The 14,744-nt window shown below is 69.9% G+C and carries 11 protein-coding genes and 1 pseudogene; 9 read left to right on the forward strand and 3 right to left on the reverse strand.

Going from position 1 to position 14,744, the window contains the following annotated elements; translation table 11 throughout:
* Positions 1–186: 186 nt before the first annotated feature.
* Positions 187–1,224 (forward strand): annotated as a pseudogene (locus WMF20_RS12810) (tannase/feruloyl esterase family alpha/beta hydrolase); the annotation flags it as partial.
* Between the two features lie 76 nt (positions 1,225–1,300).
* Entirely contained in the window at positions 1,301–1,738 is a 438-nt protein-coding gene (locus WMF20_RS12815; RefSeq protein WP_437617111.1) for a tannase/feruloyl esterase family alpha/beta hydrolase, read from the forward strand.
* 14 nt (positions 1,739–1,752) lie between these two features.
* Here the strand turns inward: WMF20_RS12815 and WMF20_RS12820 are convergent, their stop codons facing one another.
* The gene (locus WMF20_RS12820; RefSeq protein WP_437613594.1) at positions 1,753–2,559 is read right to left on the reverse strand and encodes a class I SAM-dependent methyltransferase; all 807 of its coding nucleotides are present in this window, start codon (positions 2,557–2,559) and stop codon (positions 1,753–1,755) included.
* Between the two features lie 236 nt (positions 2,560–2,795).
* Between WMF20_RS12820 and WMF20_RS12825 the strand changes: the two genes are divergently transcribed.
* Both WMF20_RS12825 and ribB read left to right on the forward strand, forming a co-directional pair.
* On the forward strand, positions 2,796–3,746 hold the full coding sequence (locus tag WMF20_RS12825) for an aldo/keto reductase (protein WP_437613596.1): 951 nt from the start codon (positions 2,796–2,798) through the stop codon (positions 3,744–3,746).
* A 416-nt stretch (positions 3,747–4,162) separates the two neighbouring features.
* Entirely contained in the window at positions 4,163–5,266 is a 1,104-nt protein-coding gene (gene ribB / locus WMF20_RS12830) for a 3,4-dihydroxy-2-butanone-4-phosphate synthase (protein WP_437613598.1), read from the forward strand.
* A 36-nt stretch (positions 5,267–5,302) separates the two neighbouring features.
* Here ribB and WMF20_RS12835 read toward each other — a convergent pair whose 3' ends face one another.
* Positions 5,303–7,216, reverse strand: a complete 1,914-nt coding sequence (locus WMF20_RS12835; RefSeq protein WP_437613600.1) for a DUF4215 domain-containing protein — start codon at positions 7,214–7,216, stop codon at positions 5,303–5,305.
* Between the two features lie 230 nt (positions 7,217–7,446).
* Between WMF20_RS12835 and WMF20_RS12840 the strand changes: the two genes are divergently transcribed.
* Positions 7,447–7,716, forward strand: a complete 270-nt coding sequence (locus WMF20_RS12840; RefSeq protein WP_437613602.1) for a hypothetical protein — start codon at positions 7,447–7,449, stop codon at positions 7,714–7,716.
* A 9-nt stretch (positions 7,717–7,725) separates the two neighbouring features.
* Here the strand turns inward: WMF20_RS12840 and WMF20_RS12845 are convergent, their stop codons facing one another.
* Positions 7,726–8,508, reverse strand: a complete 783-nt coding sequence (locus tag WMF20_RS12845) for an SDR family oxidoreductase (RefSeq protein WP_437617112.1) — start codon at positions 8,506–8,508, stop codon at positions 7,726–7,728.
* An 815-nt stretch (positions 8,509–9,323) separates the two neighbouring features.
* Here WMF20_RS12845 and WMF20_RS12850 point away from each other — a divergent pair.
* The 4 genes from WMF20_RS12850 to yicI all read left to right on the forward strand — a co-directional run bounded on the left by WMF20_RS12850 (position 9,324) and on the right by yicI (position 14,717).
* Positions 9,324–10,610: an ABC transporter substrate-binding protein gene (locus tag WMF20_RS12850; RefSeq protein ID WP_437613604.1), complete on the forward strand. Its 1,287-nt coding sequence runs from the start codon at positions 9,324–9,326 to the stop codon at positions 10,608–10,610.
* An 11-nt stretch (positions 10,611–10,621) separates the two neighbouring features.
* Positions 10,622–11,518: a carbohydrate ABC transporter permease gene (locus tag WMF20_RS12855; RefSeq protein ID WP_437613606.1), complete on the forward strand. Its 897-nt coding sequence runs from the start codon at positions 10,622–10,624 to the stop codon at positions 11,516–11,518.
* 104 nt (positions 11,519–11,622) lie between these two features.
* Entirely contained in the window at positions 11,623–12,402 is a 780-nt protein-coding gene (locus WMF20_RS12860) for a carbohydrate ABC transporter permease (protein ID WP_437617113.1), read from the forward strand.
* Positions 12,399–14,717 (forward strand): alpha-xylosidase, encoded by a 2,319-nt coding sequence (gene yicI / locus WMF20_RS12865; RefSeq protein ID WP_437613608.1) that lies wholly within the window; start codon positions 12,399–12,401, stop codon positions 14,715–14,717. Before WMF20_RS12860 ends, yicI begins: the two co-directional genes overlap by 4 nt.
* The last annotated feature ends 27 nt before the right edge of the window (positions 14,718–14,744 follow it).

Consider the following 14,744-nt stretch of genomic DNA (forward strand, 5'->3'; position numbering starts at 1 on the left):
GAAACCGGATTGCCATGCATGCGCATTGACGGTCATCGGACCCAGGGCGATAGTGACGGCATGAAGATCGGACGCGGGATTCATGCGCTGTGCGCTGCATGGATGGCAACGGGCGCGCTCTTGGGATGCGGAGACGACCAGCCTGGAGAGAACGCCCAGTCCAGGAGCTGCGCCGGGCTCGCGGGGATGCGCTTGACGGCGGCTCAGATTGGCTTGCCCACGAGCGGCGCAAACGTCGTGTCAGCGGTGGAGGTCCCAGCGCGCACCGACGGGCAGGTCACGGAGCCGGCGCATTGCTTTGTCTCCGCAGAGGTGTTCCCCGTCGATCCGAAGGCACCGCCCATCCTCCTGGCGGTAGCCCTCCCGACTCCGTGGAACGAGAAGGCGCTGTGGCTCGGTGGCGGCGGCTTCGACGGCGTCATCCCCGACGTCACGGGCAACTCGCTCAACGCGCTCGCACCGGCGCCGCTCGCGCGCGGGTACGCCGTGTTCGCGAGCGATGGTGGACACCAATCGACGGCCGCCTCGCCCGGGGCGGATGCCTCCGCGCTCGCCAACGAGGAGGCTTATCGCAACTGGCTCTCCGACGCCCCCAAGAAGGTGCGGGACGTGGCGGGCCAAATCATCCGGGCGTATTACGGGCTCGACGCGGCGCGCTTCTACGCGGTGGGGAGCTCGACGGGCGGACGCGAGGCGCTCTTCGCGGCGGCGCGCTCTCCGGCCGACTGGGACGGAGCGCTCGTGCTGTACCCGGCGCGCAACGTGACGAATGTGATGCTCGGCCTCACCGCGATGCTGGGGGCGTTGTCGGCGCCAGGGGCGTTCCCGGACGCGGCGAAGCGCAAGCTCGTATGGGAGGCGGTGCTGGCCAAATGCGATGCCCTCGATGGTCTGGCCGACGGCGTGGTCGGCGACGTCGTGCGCTGCAATGAGCAATTCGACGTGACGGCGCTGCGGTGCGCGGATGGTGCGGACGCCGGCGACGCGTGCCTGTCCGACGCGCAGATTCAGGCCTTCGAGGCCATCGACGCGCCGGTACGCCTGGTGTCGCCGCTCGCGAGCGGCGACACCGAGCTCGCTGGTTACAACGTGTACTCGGCTGCACAGGGCGTCGGGACCGATTCGCCGCTCGAGCCGCACGTGCAGGCCGTCGACCTTGGCTCGCGCGCGCCGAGCTTCCCCGTCGATCCGCTCACCAATTCGTTCGCGGCGGCCCTCGTCGACAGCTTCATGCGCCACGTCGTCGTCGGCGACCAGTCGTTCGACTACCGGACCTTCGACGCGCGGACGTTCGGCCCCTATGCCGCGCGCGTGCAGCAGCTGTCCGCGCTCCGACGTGGGCGACGCCGAGTTGGGCGGCTTCGCCGCGCGGGGCGGGAAGCTCCTGCTGCTTCATGGCACCGGCGACATGCTGACGAGCCCGCGGACGACGGAGCGCTACGTGGAGGCATTGCAGGCGTCGGTCGGCGCGGCGGCCACCGACGCGATGCTGCGCTACTACGAGGTGCCGGGGTTCCAGCACGCCGCCAGCACCGTCTTCCACGTGTCGTGGGACGGCCTCGGCGCGCTCGAGAGGTGGGTCGAGACCGGCAAGGACCCTGGCGACGACGAGGTCGTCACGGACCTCGCCGGCGTGCCGGGGCGCACTCGACCGCTCTGCAGGTATCCGACCTTCGCGAGATATCGCGGGACGGGAGATCCGAACGACGCCGCGTCGTTCGAGTGCGCGGCGCCGTGAGCCGCGCGTAGGAGCTAGTTGCCCGCCGTGTGGGCGATCGCGAAGATGAGGTTCCGCTCGAGGCGAATCCCCTGCGGCGTGCGCCACGCCTCGAGCTCCCTGGCGAGCCGGTCGCGCACCTCGCGCTTCTCCTCGGAGGTGAGGTGGGAGAGGTGGTTGCCGAACGAGCCCGACCCGCTCTGCCGCAAGATCTCGTCGACGTCGGCGGCGTGGTCGACGAAGGTGCGGATCTCCACCGTGTCCACGATGAACCCCGTGCGCTGGAGCAGCTCCCGGACCTCGTCGACCGTCAGCTTGTGCGGGATCGTGCCCTGCGCCTCTTTCCCGAGGTCCGCCAGCACCTTGCGCTGGATCGGGTCGAGCTGGTGCGGCTTCTCCCGCGATCCGGTGCTGAACCCGATCTTGCCGCCCGGCTTGAGGACGCGCGCCGCCTCGCGCAGCGCGCGCTCCTTCTGGCCCTGGTCCAGCCAGTGAAGGACGCTGTTCAGGTACACCACGTCGAAGCTGTGCGCGGCGAAGGCGGAGAGGTCCTCGGCGCGCCCGACCGCGGTCGCGAGGTTGTCGCGCGTCTTCTGCCGGGCGATGTCCACGCGCAGGGGCAGGGGATCGATCGCCACCACGCTGCCCTCGGCGCCGACGAGCTCCGCGACGTACGCGGCCAGGCGGCCCGTCCCCGCGCCCACGTCGAGCACGCGCTGGCCCCGCCGCACGCCGAGCGCCGCGACGAGGAGCTTGCCGTGGTTGAACTGTCGGTGGCTGCCGGTCTCGTAGGCCTGAGCGAGCTCCGGGGTGTCGAGCGTGAGACGGATGCTGGTGGTCATGCGGGCTCCCAGGCAGAAGCCGTGCCGGGCTACCGACCACGCGCGGTCCGCGCATCCCCACCACCTCACCTCCGGTTCGCCGCCTCCCGGCCACCGCCGCTGCTGCCCGGCGAGCACGGCTGCTGGCCTGCTGTTGCGCCGCGGCCAGAGCAGCCTCCGGCGATCGACGGGCCCCAGGGCCGCCGCCCCGCCCGCCGCGCCCGTCGGCGGCACAGGCCGTGCAATCCCGCGACCCGATGGAGAAGCGACGGATCGGATCGCTCGAGGTGTCGGTCGTGGGCCTCGGGTGCAACAACTTCGGCGGCCGCATCGACGAGCAGAGGACGGCGGCGGTCGTCGACGCGGCGATCGACGCCGGCATCAACTTCTTCGACACGGGGGACATCTACGGCGGCACGCGCAGCGAGGAGCTGCTCGGCCGGGCGCTCGGCAGCCGGCGGAGCTCGGTGATCATCGCGACGAAGTTCGGCGTCCGGCTCGACGACGAGCGCAAGGGCGGCGCGCGGCCGGCCTACATCCGGCGCGCGGTGGAGGACAGCCTGCGCCGGCTGGGCACCGACTGGATCGACCTCTACCAGCTGCACCGCCCCGACCCCGAGACGCCGATCGAGGACACGCTGGAGGCGCTCGACGCCCTGGTGCGCGCCGGCAAGGTGCGCGAGATCGGCAGCTCGAACTTCTCGGCCGCGCAGATCCGCGGCGCCGAGGAGGCGGTCCGCCCGGGCGGAGCGCGCTTCGTGAGCGTCCAGAACGAGTACAGCCTGCTCCAGCGCGAGCCCGAGCGGGACGTGCTGGCGGAGAGCAAGCGCCGCGGCATCGCGTTCTTGCCGTATTTCCCGCTGGCGAGCGGGCTTCTCTCCGGGAAGTACCAGGCCGATGGCGCGGCGCCCGCCGGCGCCCGGCTCTCGGCGCCGGACGCGCCGCTGACCGCGCGCTTCCTGACCGACCGGAACCGGCAGATCGCCGCCGCGCTCGGCGCCCACGCGGCGTCCCGGGGCCGCACCCTGCTGGAGCTGGCCTTCTCGTGGCTCGCCAGCCGCCCGGCGGTGGCCTCCGTGATCGCCGGCGCGACGACGCCGGAGCAGGTGCGCGCGAACGCCGCCGCCGTGGGCTTCCGGCTGACCGACGCCGATCTGCACGAGATCGATCGGCTGTCGCCGCCGCCGGCCGCCGCTCCGGGCGCGTGACCGCGCCGCTCGCCGCGCCGGCGCATCGCAGGCCGCCGGCGCGAGCCGCTGCTGGAGCAGCACCCGATGCGCATCCGTTGCTGCTCCAGCAGCACCTCGGCTTGCCAGCACGGCGGCGCAGAAGTCTCTCCAGGGATCTGCCTCGCGAGGGAAGAGAAGTTTCAACGCAAAGGCGCAAAGGGCGCAAAGACGCAAAAATACTTAATTTTCTCTTTGCGCCTTTGCGCCTTTGCGCCTTTGCGTTGAATCTCTCTCCGGATCTCCGGCCGGACTCCTCGCGGATGGGACTTGGCCGCCTCCCGCCTTCGGCGTCCGATCCGACCACCGCCGGCGAGGCAGGATCGAGCGCGGCCGGCCCGTGGCACGCCTCGTGCGTGTCGGGCCGCCCCATGGCAGTTTCGTCATCAGCGGTGCGTGTGCAGGCTTCCGTCGAGCAGCTCCGGTCCGGCGGCATGGTGATCCTCGTGGACGACGAGGAGCGCGAGGACGAGGGCGATCTCGTCGTCCTGGCGGAGCGCGCGACGCCGGCGGCCATCAACTTCATGGCGACCCACGGCCGGGGGCTCATCTGCCTGGCGCTCACGGAGGAGCAGGTGGACCGCCTCGGGCTGCCGCTCATGGCGACCCGGGCCGGCGCCCGCCGCTCGACGGCGTTCACGGTGAGCATCGAGGCGCGCGAGGGCGTCTCGACCGGCATCAGCGCCCGCGACCGGGCGCGCACCGTCGCGGCCGCCATCGCCCGGGACGCGTCGCCGCGCGACCTCGTGTCGCCGGGGCACGTCTTCCCGCTCCGCGCGCGCCGCGGCGGGGTGCTCGAGCGCGAAGGCCACACCGAGGGCGCGGTCGACCTCGCGCGGCTCGCCGGGGCGAGCCCGGCGGCCGTCATCTGCGAGATCATGAACGACGACGGCACGATGGCGCGCCGGCGGGACCTCGCGCGCTTCGGGGCGCGGCACGGGCTGCCGATCGTCACCATCGGGGACGTCATCCGCCACCGGGTGCAGCGCGAGGACGTCGCCGCGCGCGTCCGGACCGCGCCGTTCCACCCCGCGGGCCTGAGCGGCGAGTGGCGGGCGCACACGTTCCAGCTGCGCCAGGGCCGGCAGCTGCTCCTCCTGACGCACGGCGCGCCGCCGCCCGCGGACGGCCGCGCCGTCGTGTACACCCACCGCGCGGCGCTCGTCTCGGACCTCCTCGGCGACGCGGACCTGTTCGGCGCCCTGCGGGACATCGAGGCCGCGGGCGCGGGCGCGGTGGTCTACATCCCGCCCTCGGCCGACCCCGGCGCCGAGCCCACCGCGGGCCTCGACCTCGCCGTCGCCGCCCGCGAGCTCGTGGAGCTCGGATACCGCCGCGTGGCGCTGCTCGACTCGAGGGCGCCCCGGCCCGCCGCGCCGAAGCGCGAGATCGACCTCGAGACCGGCGATACGCCGGTCTCGGTCGATGCCCCCGGCGCGCCGCTCCCGCGGCGCGGGCGCGCGGCCGACGGGCTCTCCGGCGTCCCCGTCCTGCAGCCCTGAGAGGGCACCCTGGCGCGTCGGACGGCGCGCGGGCGCTCAGGGAGCGGGGGTGAAGGCGACGGTGAGCGTGTAGGGGCCTCCGCCGATCGGCATGTAGGTGTCGACGATGACGAACACGGGCTCGCCGCGGGTGACATCGATCGCGAGCGTCTCGTCATCGCCGCGGCCTCCGTCGTCGGCGCACTCGATCTCGGAGCCGAAGTCCGCGCAGCTCTCGCGCACGTAGAAGCCCAGGTCGGCCTCCGCGGACAGCGTCAGCGTGAGCGTGCCGTCGCTCGGCGGCGTGAACCTGTGGATCGCCTCCGGCAGGTCCCATCCGAGGCAGCTGCCTTCGAACGCCGCCGTACCGGCCGCCGTGCTGCCCGCGTTCTCGCCGATGACGAGCTCGGCCGCGTCCTCGCACAGCGCGTCGGGCTCGTAGGCGCACGTGGCGGAGCATCCATCGCCGCTCGTCGTGTTGCCGTCGTCGCACGCCTCGGTCGAGTCGACGGTCCCGTCGCCGCAGACGATCGGCGTGAAGCTGACGTTCAGCGTGTAGGGACCGGCCTCCCCCGGCTCGTAGGCGTCGACGACGATCGGCACGGTCTGGCCGTCGCGCACGTAGATCTCGATCCGCTCTTCGTCGGGCAGACCGTCGTAGGGGGAGCTCTCGTCGGAGCAGTCGATCTCGGAGCGCATGTCCGCGCACGCGCTGCGGGCGTAGACGCTGTGATCGGTCGGCGACTCGAGCTCGACCACGAGCATGCCCGACTGCCCGGTGGGCGGCGTGAACAGGTGGATCTCTTCCGGTCCGTGCCCGGTGTTGCCGAGGAAGCAGGTCCCTTCCAGCCCGCTCGTGCTCCCCGACGTGTCGCCGTGGATCGTCGTCGCGACGATGGGCGTCGCGCTCGCGCAGGCGGCCTCGGCGATCGGGGTGCAGGTCGCGGCGCAGTCGGTGTCCGCGCAGTCGTAGGACCCGTCCCCGTCGTCGTCCTCGTAGTTCGTGCAATCCGTCTCGCCGAGCGTGCAGACGCCGCTCAGGAGGTCGCACGCGCCGCGCGAGGGGCACTGCGCGTTCGAGGTGCACCTCGGGACGCAGGCCCGGATGCCGCCGCCGACGTCCTCGCAGGCATACCCGTCGCGGCACTCTGACGACGCGCTGCAGAGCGCCAGGCACGCGCCCTCGCCATCGAAGAGATCGAGACAGATCCCGCCGTCGCACTCTCCGCCCGGCGTTGGCTCGGCCGCGGGATCACACAGGGCCGAGCAGAGCCCAGACGGGTATCCGAATTCCTCCTCGGAGAGGCAGATGCCCTCGGTGCACTCAGCGTCCATCGCGCAGGCCTCGTACAGCGTGCCCGCCGGCCCGCCGCCGGTGCCGGTGGGCTCGCCGCCGGCGCCGCCGGTGCCGGTGGGCTCTGCGCCGCCGGCGCCGCCGGCGCCGCCGGTGCCGGTGGGTTCGGCCCCGCCGCCGCCGCCGGTGGGCTCGGCGCCACCGGCGCCGCCGGTGCCGGTGGGCTGGGCCCCGCCGGCGCCGCCGGTGCCGGTGGGCTGGGCCCCGCCGCCGCCGCCGGTGGGTTCGGCCCCGCCGGTGCCGGTGGGCTCGGCGCCGCCGGTGCCGGTGGGCTCGGCGCCGCCGGCGCCGCCGGTGCCGGTGGGTTCGGCGCCGCCGGTGCCGGTGGGTTCGGCGCCGCCGGTGCCGGTGGGCTCTGCGCCGCCGGCGCCGCCGGTGCCGGTGGGCTCTGCGCCGCCGGCGCCGCCGGCGCCGCCGGCGCCGCCGGTGCCGGTGGGCTCTGCGCCGCCGGCGCCGCCGGTGCCAGTTCCGGTGCTCGTGGCGTCGACGCCTCCGGCACCGCCAGCGCCGCCGGAGCCGCCATTGCCGCCGGCGCCGCCGTGGCCGTCATCGTCTCCGCATCCTGCGGCTGCCGACAGCGCCAGCACGAAAATACCTGCAACGAGTCGTACGTTCATCCATCTGCTCCAACGCAAGAGAGAGCCGTCATAACGCGGGTAAGCCTGACTCCACGGCGCAGCGTGATGACATCTTCGGCGCAACCGCTCCGCCTCGATGAACGCGTGGTCAGCGAACTTTCATTGACTTAACCGGTTGTGTTAACGTTAACATGCGGGTAAACATCCTGGCAACCCGAAGCGCTTCGACAAGGAGGGCCGATGTCCGTTTCTTGTCCCGGAGGAAATTTATGATCGGAAGAGTCAAGGGCGCAGCGCTGCTCGCCGTGCTCGCCGCAGGGTCCCTGACGCTGGTCGCGTGCGGTCGCAGCGACGGCGGCGACTCCGGCGGCAAGGTCGGCACGGCGTTCAACCTGGCCCCGGACGGCTCCGGTCCCGGGGCTGCCTCATCGCTGGGCGACGCGGAGCTAGCCCTTCTCAAGAGCTTGCCGTCGACGGTCGTGGCGCAGAGCCCCCGGTGGAGCCGACCACCGTTCGCGCGCCCGCGTCGAGGAGCTTGACGCATCAAATTAAAGCAGTGCCCGATCGAGGTGCACATATCCTCCATCCACATGAATGAGCTGCCCGGTGATGTGCGAGGATTTTTGTGAGAGCAAAAAAACCGCCATCGCGGCGATCTCCTCCTTTGTGGTCATCCGTTTCCCCAATGGAATTCTTTCGTTTATTAGCTTCAATTTTTCTTCCGGGTCAGGAAAGGTCTTGATCCAGGTGTCATATGACGGGGTATAACATTCTGCGACGATTACAGAGTTTACCCGAACCTCGTAGGGCAGAAGCTCCACCGCCCATTCGCGCGTGAGCGCGTTCCGCCCGCCGTTGGAGGCCGCATATGCCGACGTATTGCCCTGCCCTGTCTCGGCTGTCTTCGATCCGATGTTGACAATCGAACCCTTGTTGCGAATCAATTCCGGCAACGAATAGTGCGCCATCAAATAATAATGAATCAGGTTTCTGTGAAGCGAGTCGATGAATTTTTCATAGCTCCCCGAGGCCAGGCCCACGCCGTCATTTACGCCTGCGTTGTTGACGAGCGCGTCGATCCTCTCGAATTTTGAAATTGTCTCTTCGGCGGCCCGTCTGCATCCGTCATTTGACGTGAGCTCGGCGGTCACGTATCCGCACCTGGATCCTTGCGAAACGATCGATCGGCATACCTTTGAATTGTCGCTCTCATCGCGTCCAATGATTACCGGGATGGCTTTCTCCTCTGCGAGCGCTCGTACGATACCTTCTCCGATACCTCTGGCGCCCCCGGTGACCATGACGACTTTGTTCTCTAATCCCAGATCCATATTATTCTGTTGTGAGGTTATGGGTTTTGCTGCGGTATCCAAAGATGTAATTCAATTTCATCGCCGCGTGAACCATTGTAGCGCTGGTCCACGCCTGCTCCGGTCCTGTGCCATCTCGGCCGCCATCCCCGACAGCGCCGGCCAAGGCCAAGACGGTGCTGTCGCTGCCGCCGCCGGACCCCACGCTCGCCTGGACCGTGCGGCCGCCGGGGGAGTGGAGCCGCACCGGCGAGAGCGCGCCGCCCGACGCGCCCAGCGCTGTGCCGGCCCGAGCCGCTCGACGGCGACGCGGCGCCGGCCGTCCATGGACGACCGCGTCCTCGCCGGCCCGCTCGCGGCCGGGCGCGGGCTGGCGAGGGCGCCGCCGGCCCCGGCGGTCGCGAGGAGGAGCGCCGCCGAGGAGAGCACGATCGATGGCTTGCGTCGCATCGCTCTCCTGGATCCACCGGACCGCGCGGCGTCCTACCGGCGCCACCCTGGTGCGGCGCTCGGATGGGAGAGCTACAGGCGGCCAATCGGTGCTCGGACGAGGACGAGAGAACGACAAACCGCCGAGGCGCCGAGGACGCCGCGAGAAGCGATATCCCTGTGTTCTCTCGGTGCCTTGGCGGCTTCACTCTCCCCACGATCTTCATGGGTGCTGCCTCCCGGTGCGCCTGGTGGCGACGGCCACCCACATTCTCCCGGGTGAACATGCGACGAGCGTTTGTCTGGTTTCCCTGTTGTGTTAACGTTCACATGCGATCTATCATCCCTGCGCTCGGAGCGCTTCGAAAAGGAGGGCCGATGCCCGTTTCTCACCCCGGAGGAAATTTATGATCAAGAGAGTCACGGGCGCAGCGCTGCTCGCCGTGCTCGCCGCAGGGTCCCTGACGCTGGTCGCGTGCGGCCGCAGCGACGGCGGCGACTCCGGCGGCAAGGAGCTGCGGGTCTGGCACTACGAGGCTCCCGAGAGCGGCATGGGCGTGGCCTGGAACGAGGCCATCAAGGAGTTCGAGGCCACCCATCCGGGCGTGAAGGTCAAGCTCGAGTTGAAGGGCTTCGAGCAGATCCAGAAGACCGCGCCCATGATCGTGAACTCCAACAGCGCCCCCGACGTCATGGAGTACAACAAGGGCAACGCGACCGCCGGGCTGCTCTCCAGGCAGGGCCTGCTCGAGGAGATCACCCCCGAGGTCAAAAAGCGGGGCTGGGACAAGCTGATCAGCCCGAGCGTCCAGGTCGTCGCCAAGTACGACGACAAGGGCATCATGGGCGGCGACAAGTGGTACGGGGTGCCCACGTACGCCGAGTACACGCAGGTCTATTACAACAAGGACCTGTTCAAGAAATACGACGTCAAGGTCCCGACCACGTTCGACGAGCTCACCAAGGTGATGGACGCGTTCGTCGCCAAGGGCGTCACGCCGCTGGCCAACGCCGGCGCCGAGTACATGGCGCAGCAGTACGTCTACCAGCTCGCGCTGGACAAGGCCGACGAGCCGTGGGTGAACGCGTTCCAGCGCTACACCGGCAAGACCGACTTCACCGACCCGGCATGGACGTACGCGGCGACCACGTTCGCCGACTGGGTGACGAAGGGCTACATCGCCAAGAGCTCGGTCAGCACCAAGGGCGAGGACGCCGGCGTGGCGTTCATGAGCGGCAAGTTCCCGATGATGTTCTCCGGGAACTGGTGGTTCGGGCGCGTGGCCAAGGAGGCCAAGTTCGACTGGGACATCTTCGTGTGGCCCGGCGCGAAGATGACCCTCGGCTCGGGCGGCAACCTGTGGGTCGTCCCGAAGGGATCGAAGAACAAGCAGCTCGCCTACGACTTCATCGACATCACGCTGAACAAGAAGATCCAGAACATCCTCGGCAACGCGGGCGGCGTCCCGGTGGCGGCCGACAGCTCGGCCATCACCGAGCCCAGGGCCAAGAAGCTCATCGACGGCTTCAACACCCTCGCCCAGTCGAACGGCCTGGCGTACTACCCGGACTGGCCGGCCCCGGGCTTCTACGACCAGTGGGTCTCGCAGACCCAGAAGCTCATGAACGGCGATTCGCCGCAGTCGGTGCTCAGCGGCCTCCAGAAGACCTACGACAGTGGCCTGCCCAAGTGACAGCACGCAGCTTGACAGGGCGTGACCGGCTCGTCTACCTGCCCTACCTGATCCCCGGGCTGCTGCTGTTCACCGGGGTCATCGGGGTGCCGTTCCTGATGAACATCGGGACCAGCTTCACCGAGTGGGCCGGCGTCGGCACCCCGACGTGGGTGGGGCTGGACAACTACCGGGAGCTGGCGACGGACGGCGAATTCTGGGCGTCGTTCCGGCACAACGCGCTGGTCATCGTCGGGATGGCGATCCTCCCGACGATGATCGGGCTCGTGCTGGCCTCCGTCCTGACCGACCTGATCGACCGGCACTTCGGCCCGCGCACCGCCAGCGCCCTGCGCGCCTGCATCTACCTGCCGCAGGTCCTGCCGATCGTCATCGCGGGCATCGTGTGGAGCTGGCTGCTCGCCCCCGAGAACGGCGCGGTGAACGTCCTGCTGCACGCGATCGGGCTCGGCTCGCTCGCGCACGACTGGCTCGGCGATCCCGCCACCGCGCTGTGGAGCGTCATGGGGGTCATGGTCTGGATCCAGATCGGATTCCCCCTCGTGATCTTCATGTCCGGGCTGCAGCGCGTGGACCCCTCGCTCTACGAGGCGGCCGAGATCGACGGGGCCTCGTGGGCGCAGCGCTTCTGGTACATCACGATCCCGCAGATCAGGCCCGAGATCTTCGTGGTGCTGCTGTGGACGACGATCGCCGCGCTCAAGGCATTCCCGCACATCTTCGTGCTCACCAGGGGCGGCCCGGGAGGCGCGACCAACGTGCCGTCCTACTACTCCTACGTCCATTTCTTCGAGAAGACCGACGTCGGCTACGGCTCGGCGATCGCCACCGTGCTGACGCTGATCGTCATCGCGCTCACCATCGTCTTTCTGCGGCTGCAGGGCCGTGAGCTGGGGGAGGAGCGGTGACCACGACGCTGGCCAAAAGCCCGGTGAGCGCACCCGCGCGCAGCCGGCCGCGGCGGCGCCGCCGGGGTCCGTCGGCCTACGCGGTGCTGGCGGCGCTGGCCGCGATGGCCGCGATCATGCTGATCCCCTTTGCCGTGGTGGTCTTCAACGCGCTGAAGACGCCGGCGGAGTACACCGCCAACGGCCCGCTCGCCCCGCCGGAGGGATTCCATCTCGAGGGGATCAGGGACTTCTGGGAGCGCGTCGGCTTCGGCCACGTGCTGCTCAACAGCCTGCTCATCAGCGGCTCGGTGGCCGTGCTGGCGGTCCTTTTGTCGGTGCTGAACGCCTACGCACTGGGCATCGGCCGGATCAAGGGCCGGATGTGGGTGCTGGTCCTGCTGCTGATGGCCAACACGCTGCCGCAGGAGTCGCTGGTCTACCCGCTGTACTACCTGGCCAACAAGCTCGGGCTCTACGACACCCGGGTCAGCGTCATCATCGTGTTCACCGTCATCCAGAGCGCGTTCGGCACTTACCTGCTGTCGTCGGTGATGGCGGCGTTCCCCCGGCCGCTGCTGGATGCGGCGCGGATAGACGGCGCGAGCCGGTGGCAGATCCTGTGGCGGGTGGTCGTGCCGGTCGTGCGGCCCACGCTGACCGTGATGCTCGTCTTCTTCTTCATCTGGACCTGGAACGAGTTCCTGATCCCCCTCATCTTCCTCATCTCCAACGACAACCAGACGGTCTCGGTCGCGCTCGGCGTGCTGCAGGGACAGCGGCTGATGGACGCCACCATGTCCAGCGCCGCCGCGCTGCTCGGCCTGCTGCCGACCGTTGTCTTCTACCTCATCTTCCAGCGCACGCTATCGCGCGGACTCACAGCAGGAGCGATCAAAGAATGAAGTTCACTGACGGTTACTGGGAGATGTGCAAGGGTGTGCACGCGGTCTACCCGATGGAGGTCCTCGACGTCGACGCCGGGCCGGCGTCGTTCGTCGTGCACGCGCCCGTCCAGCGGATCCGGCACCGCGGCGACCTGCTCAAGGGGCCGGTGGTGACCGTCACCTGCGCATCCCCGATGCCGGACGTCATCGGCGTCACCATCACGCACTTCGCGGGCGAGCGGCCCCGCGGCCCGGCGTTCGAGCTGGCCACCGACCCGACCGGGGAGGTGACGGTGGACGAGGACGCGGCCACGCTGACCTCCGGCGCGCTGTCGGTGCGGGTCGGGCGCGGCGAGGGGTGGAGGCTGGACTTCCTGGCCGGGGGCCGCCGCCTCACCGGCAGCGCGCGGAAGGCGATGGCGATCATCGACACCGACGACGGCCGCCACTACGTGCGCGAGCAACTCCACCTAGGCGTGGACCACTTCGTGTACGGCCTCGGCGAGCGGTTCGGGCCGCTGGTCAAGAACGGCCAGGTCGTGGAGATCTGGAACAACGACGGCGGCACGTCCAGCGAGCACGCGTACAAGAACGCGCCGTTCTTCCTCACCAACGCGGGCTACGGCGTATTCGTCGACCATCCCGGGCGCGTGTCGTTCGAGGTGGCCTCCGAGGCGGTGTCGCGGACGCAGTTCAGCGTCGAGGGCCAATCGATGCGCTACTTCCTCATCTACGGGCCGACGCCGAGGGAGATCCTGCGCAAGTACACCGCGCTCACCGGGCGGCCCGCGCGGGTGCCGGGCTGGTCGTACGGGCTGTGGCTGTCCACCTCGTTCATCACCGATTACGACGAGGCGACCGTCACCTCGTTCATCGACGGGATGGCCGAGCGGGGCCTGCCGCTCAGCGTGTTCCACTTCGACTGCTTCTGGATGCGCGAGTTCCGGTGGTGCGATTTCGAGTGGGACCCGCGCGTGTTCCCCGACCCGCCCGGGATGCTGCGCCGGCTCAGGGAGCGCGGCCTGCGCATCTGCGTCTGGATCAACCCCTACATCGGGCAGCGCTCGCCGCTGTTCGAGGAGGGCAGGGCGCGCGGCTACCTGCTGCGGCGCCCGAACGGCGACGTGTGGCAGTGGGACCTGTGGCAGCCGGGCATGGCCATTGTCGACTTCACCAACCCCGAGGCCCGCGCGTGGTACGCCGCCAAGCTCGACGCGTTGCTCGACATGGGCGTGGACTGCTTCAAGACCGACTTCGGCGAGCGCATCCCCACCGACGTCGTCTACCACGACGGGTCCGACCCCGAACGCGCGCACAACTACTATACCCACCTCTACAACCAGACGGTGTTCGAGCTCTTGCGCAAGCGGCGCGGCGAGGGCGAGGCGGTCGTGTTCGCCCGCTCGGCCACGGCGGGCGGGCAGCAGTTCCCGGTGCACTGGGGCGGAGACTGCGAGTCGACGTTCGAGGGGATGGGGGAGAGCCTGCGGGGCGGCCTGTCGCTGGGCATGACGGGCTTCGGCTTCTGGAGCCACGACATCGGCGGGTTCGAGGGCACCCCCGACCCGGCGGTGTTCAAACGATGGATCGCGTTCGGGCTCTTGTCGTCGCACAGCCGGCTGCACGGAAGCGGCTCCTACCGGGTGCCATGGCTGTTCGACGAGGAGTGTGTGGAGGTGCTGCGGCGCTTCACCCGGCTGAAGATGCGGCTGATGCCCTACCTGGCCGGGGCCGCGCGGCAGGCGTACGGCGAGGGCTCGCCGATGATGCGCGCGATGGTCGTCGAGTTCCCGGACGACCCGGCCTGCACGCACCTGGAGCGGCAGTACATGCTGGGCGACGACCTGCTCGTGGCGCCCGTCTTCTCCGCCGACGGGGAGGTCTCCTATTACGTGCCGCGCGGCGCGTGGACGCACTATCTCACGGGGGAGCGCGTCGAGGGCGGCCGCTGGGTGCGCGAGCGCCACGGGTTCGACAGCGCGCCGCTGCTCGTCCGGCCGGGGGCGGTGATCCCCGAGGGCGCGGTGGAGGACCGTCCCGACTACGACCATGCGAACGGCGTGACGCTGCGCGTGTACGAGCCGGCGGACGGCGCCCGCGTCACCACGGTGATCCCGGGCGCGGACGGGGACGCGGGCACGACGTTCACCACGTCCCGGCGCGGCCCGGTGGTGCGGGTGCAGGCCGCGGGCGCCCCGGGTGCCTGGAACGTCCTCCTCGTCAACCGCCGCGTCGTGGCCGTCGAAGGCGGGGAGCGCGCGGAGCACCCGCGGGGAGCGCTGGTCAGGGCGGCCGGCCGCGAGCTGGTCATCACGCTGGAAGAGAAGGGCTGAGCCACGGCGCCCGGCCCCAGAGGAAAC

The sequence above is a fragment of the Sorangium sp. So ce834 genome, assembly GCF_051521425.1.
Taxonomy (GTDB): domain Bacteria; phylum Myxococcota_A; class Polyangia; order Polyangiales; family Polyangiaceae; genus Sorangium; species Sorangium cellulosum_D.

What these genes read in the sequence shown, in the direction of transcription:
- yicI (WP_437613608.1), top strand. Translation starts at nt 12,399, where the DNA reads ATGAAGTTCACTGACGGTTACTGGGAGATGTGCAAGGGTGTGCACGCG.
- WMF20_RS12860 (WP_437617113.1), top strand. Translation starts at nt 11,623, where the DNA reads ATGGCCGCGATCATGCTGATCCCCTTTGCCGTGGTGGTCTTCAACGCG.
- WMF20_RS12820 (WP_437613594.1), bottom strand. Translation starts at nt 2,559, where the DNA reads ATGACCACCAGCATCCGTCTCACGCTCGACACCCCGGAGCTCGCTCAG.
- WMF20_RS12845 (WP_437617112.1), bottom strand. Translation starts at nt 8,508, where the DNA reads ATGGATCTGGGATTAGAGAACAAAGTCGTCATGGTCACCGGGGGCGCC.
- WMF20_RS12815 (WP_437617111.1), top strand. Translation starts at nt 1,301, where the DNA reads ATGCCGCGCGCGTGCAGCAGCTGTCCGCGCTCCGACGTGGGCGACGCC.
- WMF20_RS12825 (WP_437613596.1), top strand. Translation starts at nt 2,796, where the DNA reads ATGGAGAAGCGACGGATCGGATCGCTCGAGGTGTCGGTCGTGGGCCTC.
- WMF20_RS12835 (WP_437613600.1), bottom strand. Translation starts at nt 7,216, where the DNA reads ATGAACGTACGACTCGTTGCAGGTATTTTCGTGCTGGCGCTGTCGGCA.
- WMF20_RS12850 (WP_437613604.1), top strand. Translation starts at nt 9,324, where the DNA reads ATGATCAAGAGAGTCACGGGCGCAGCGCTGCTCGCCGTGCTCGCCGCA.
- WMF20_RS12840 (WP_437613602.1), top strand. Translation starts at nt 7,447, where the DNA reads ATGATCGGAAGAGTCAAGGGCGCAGCGCTGCTCGCCGTGCTCGCCGCA.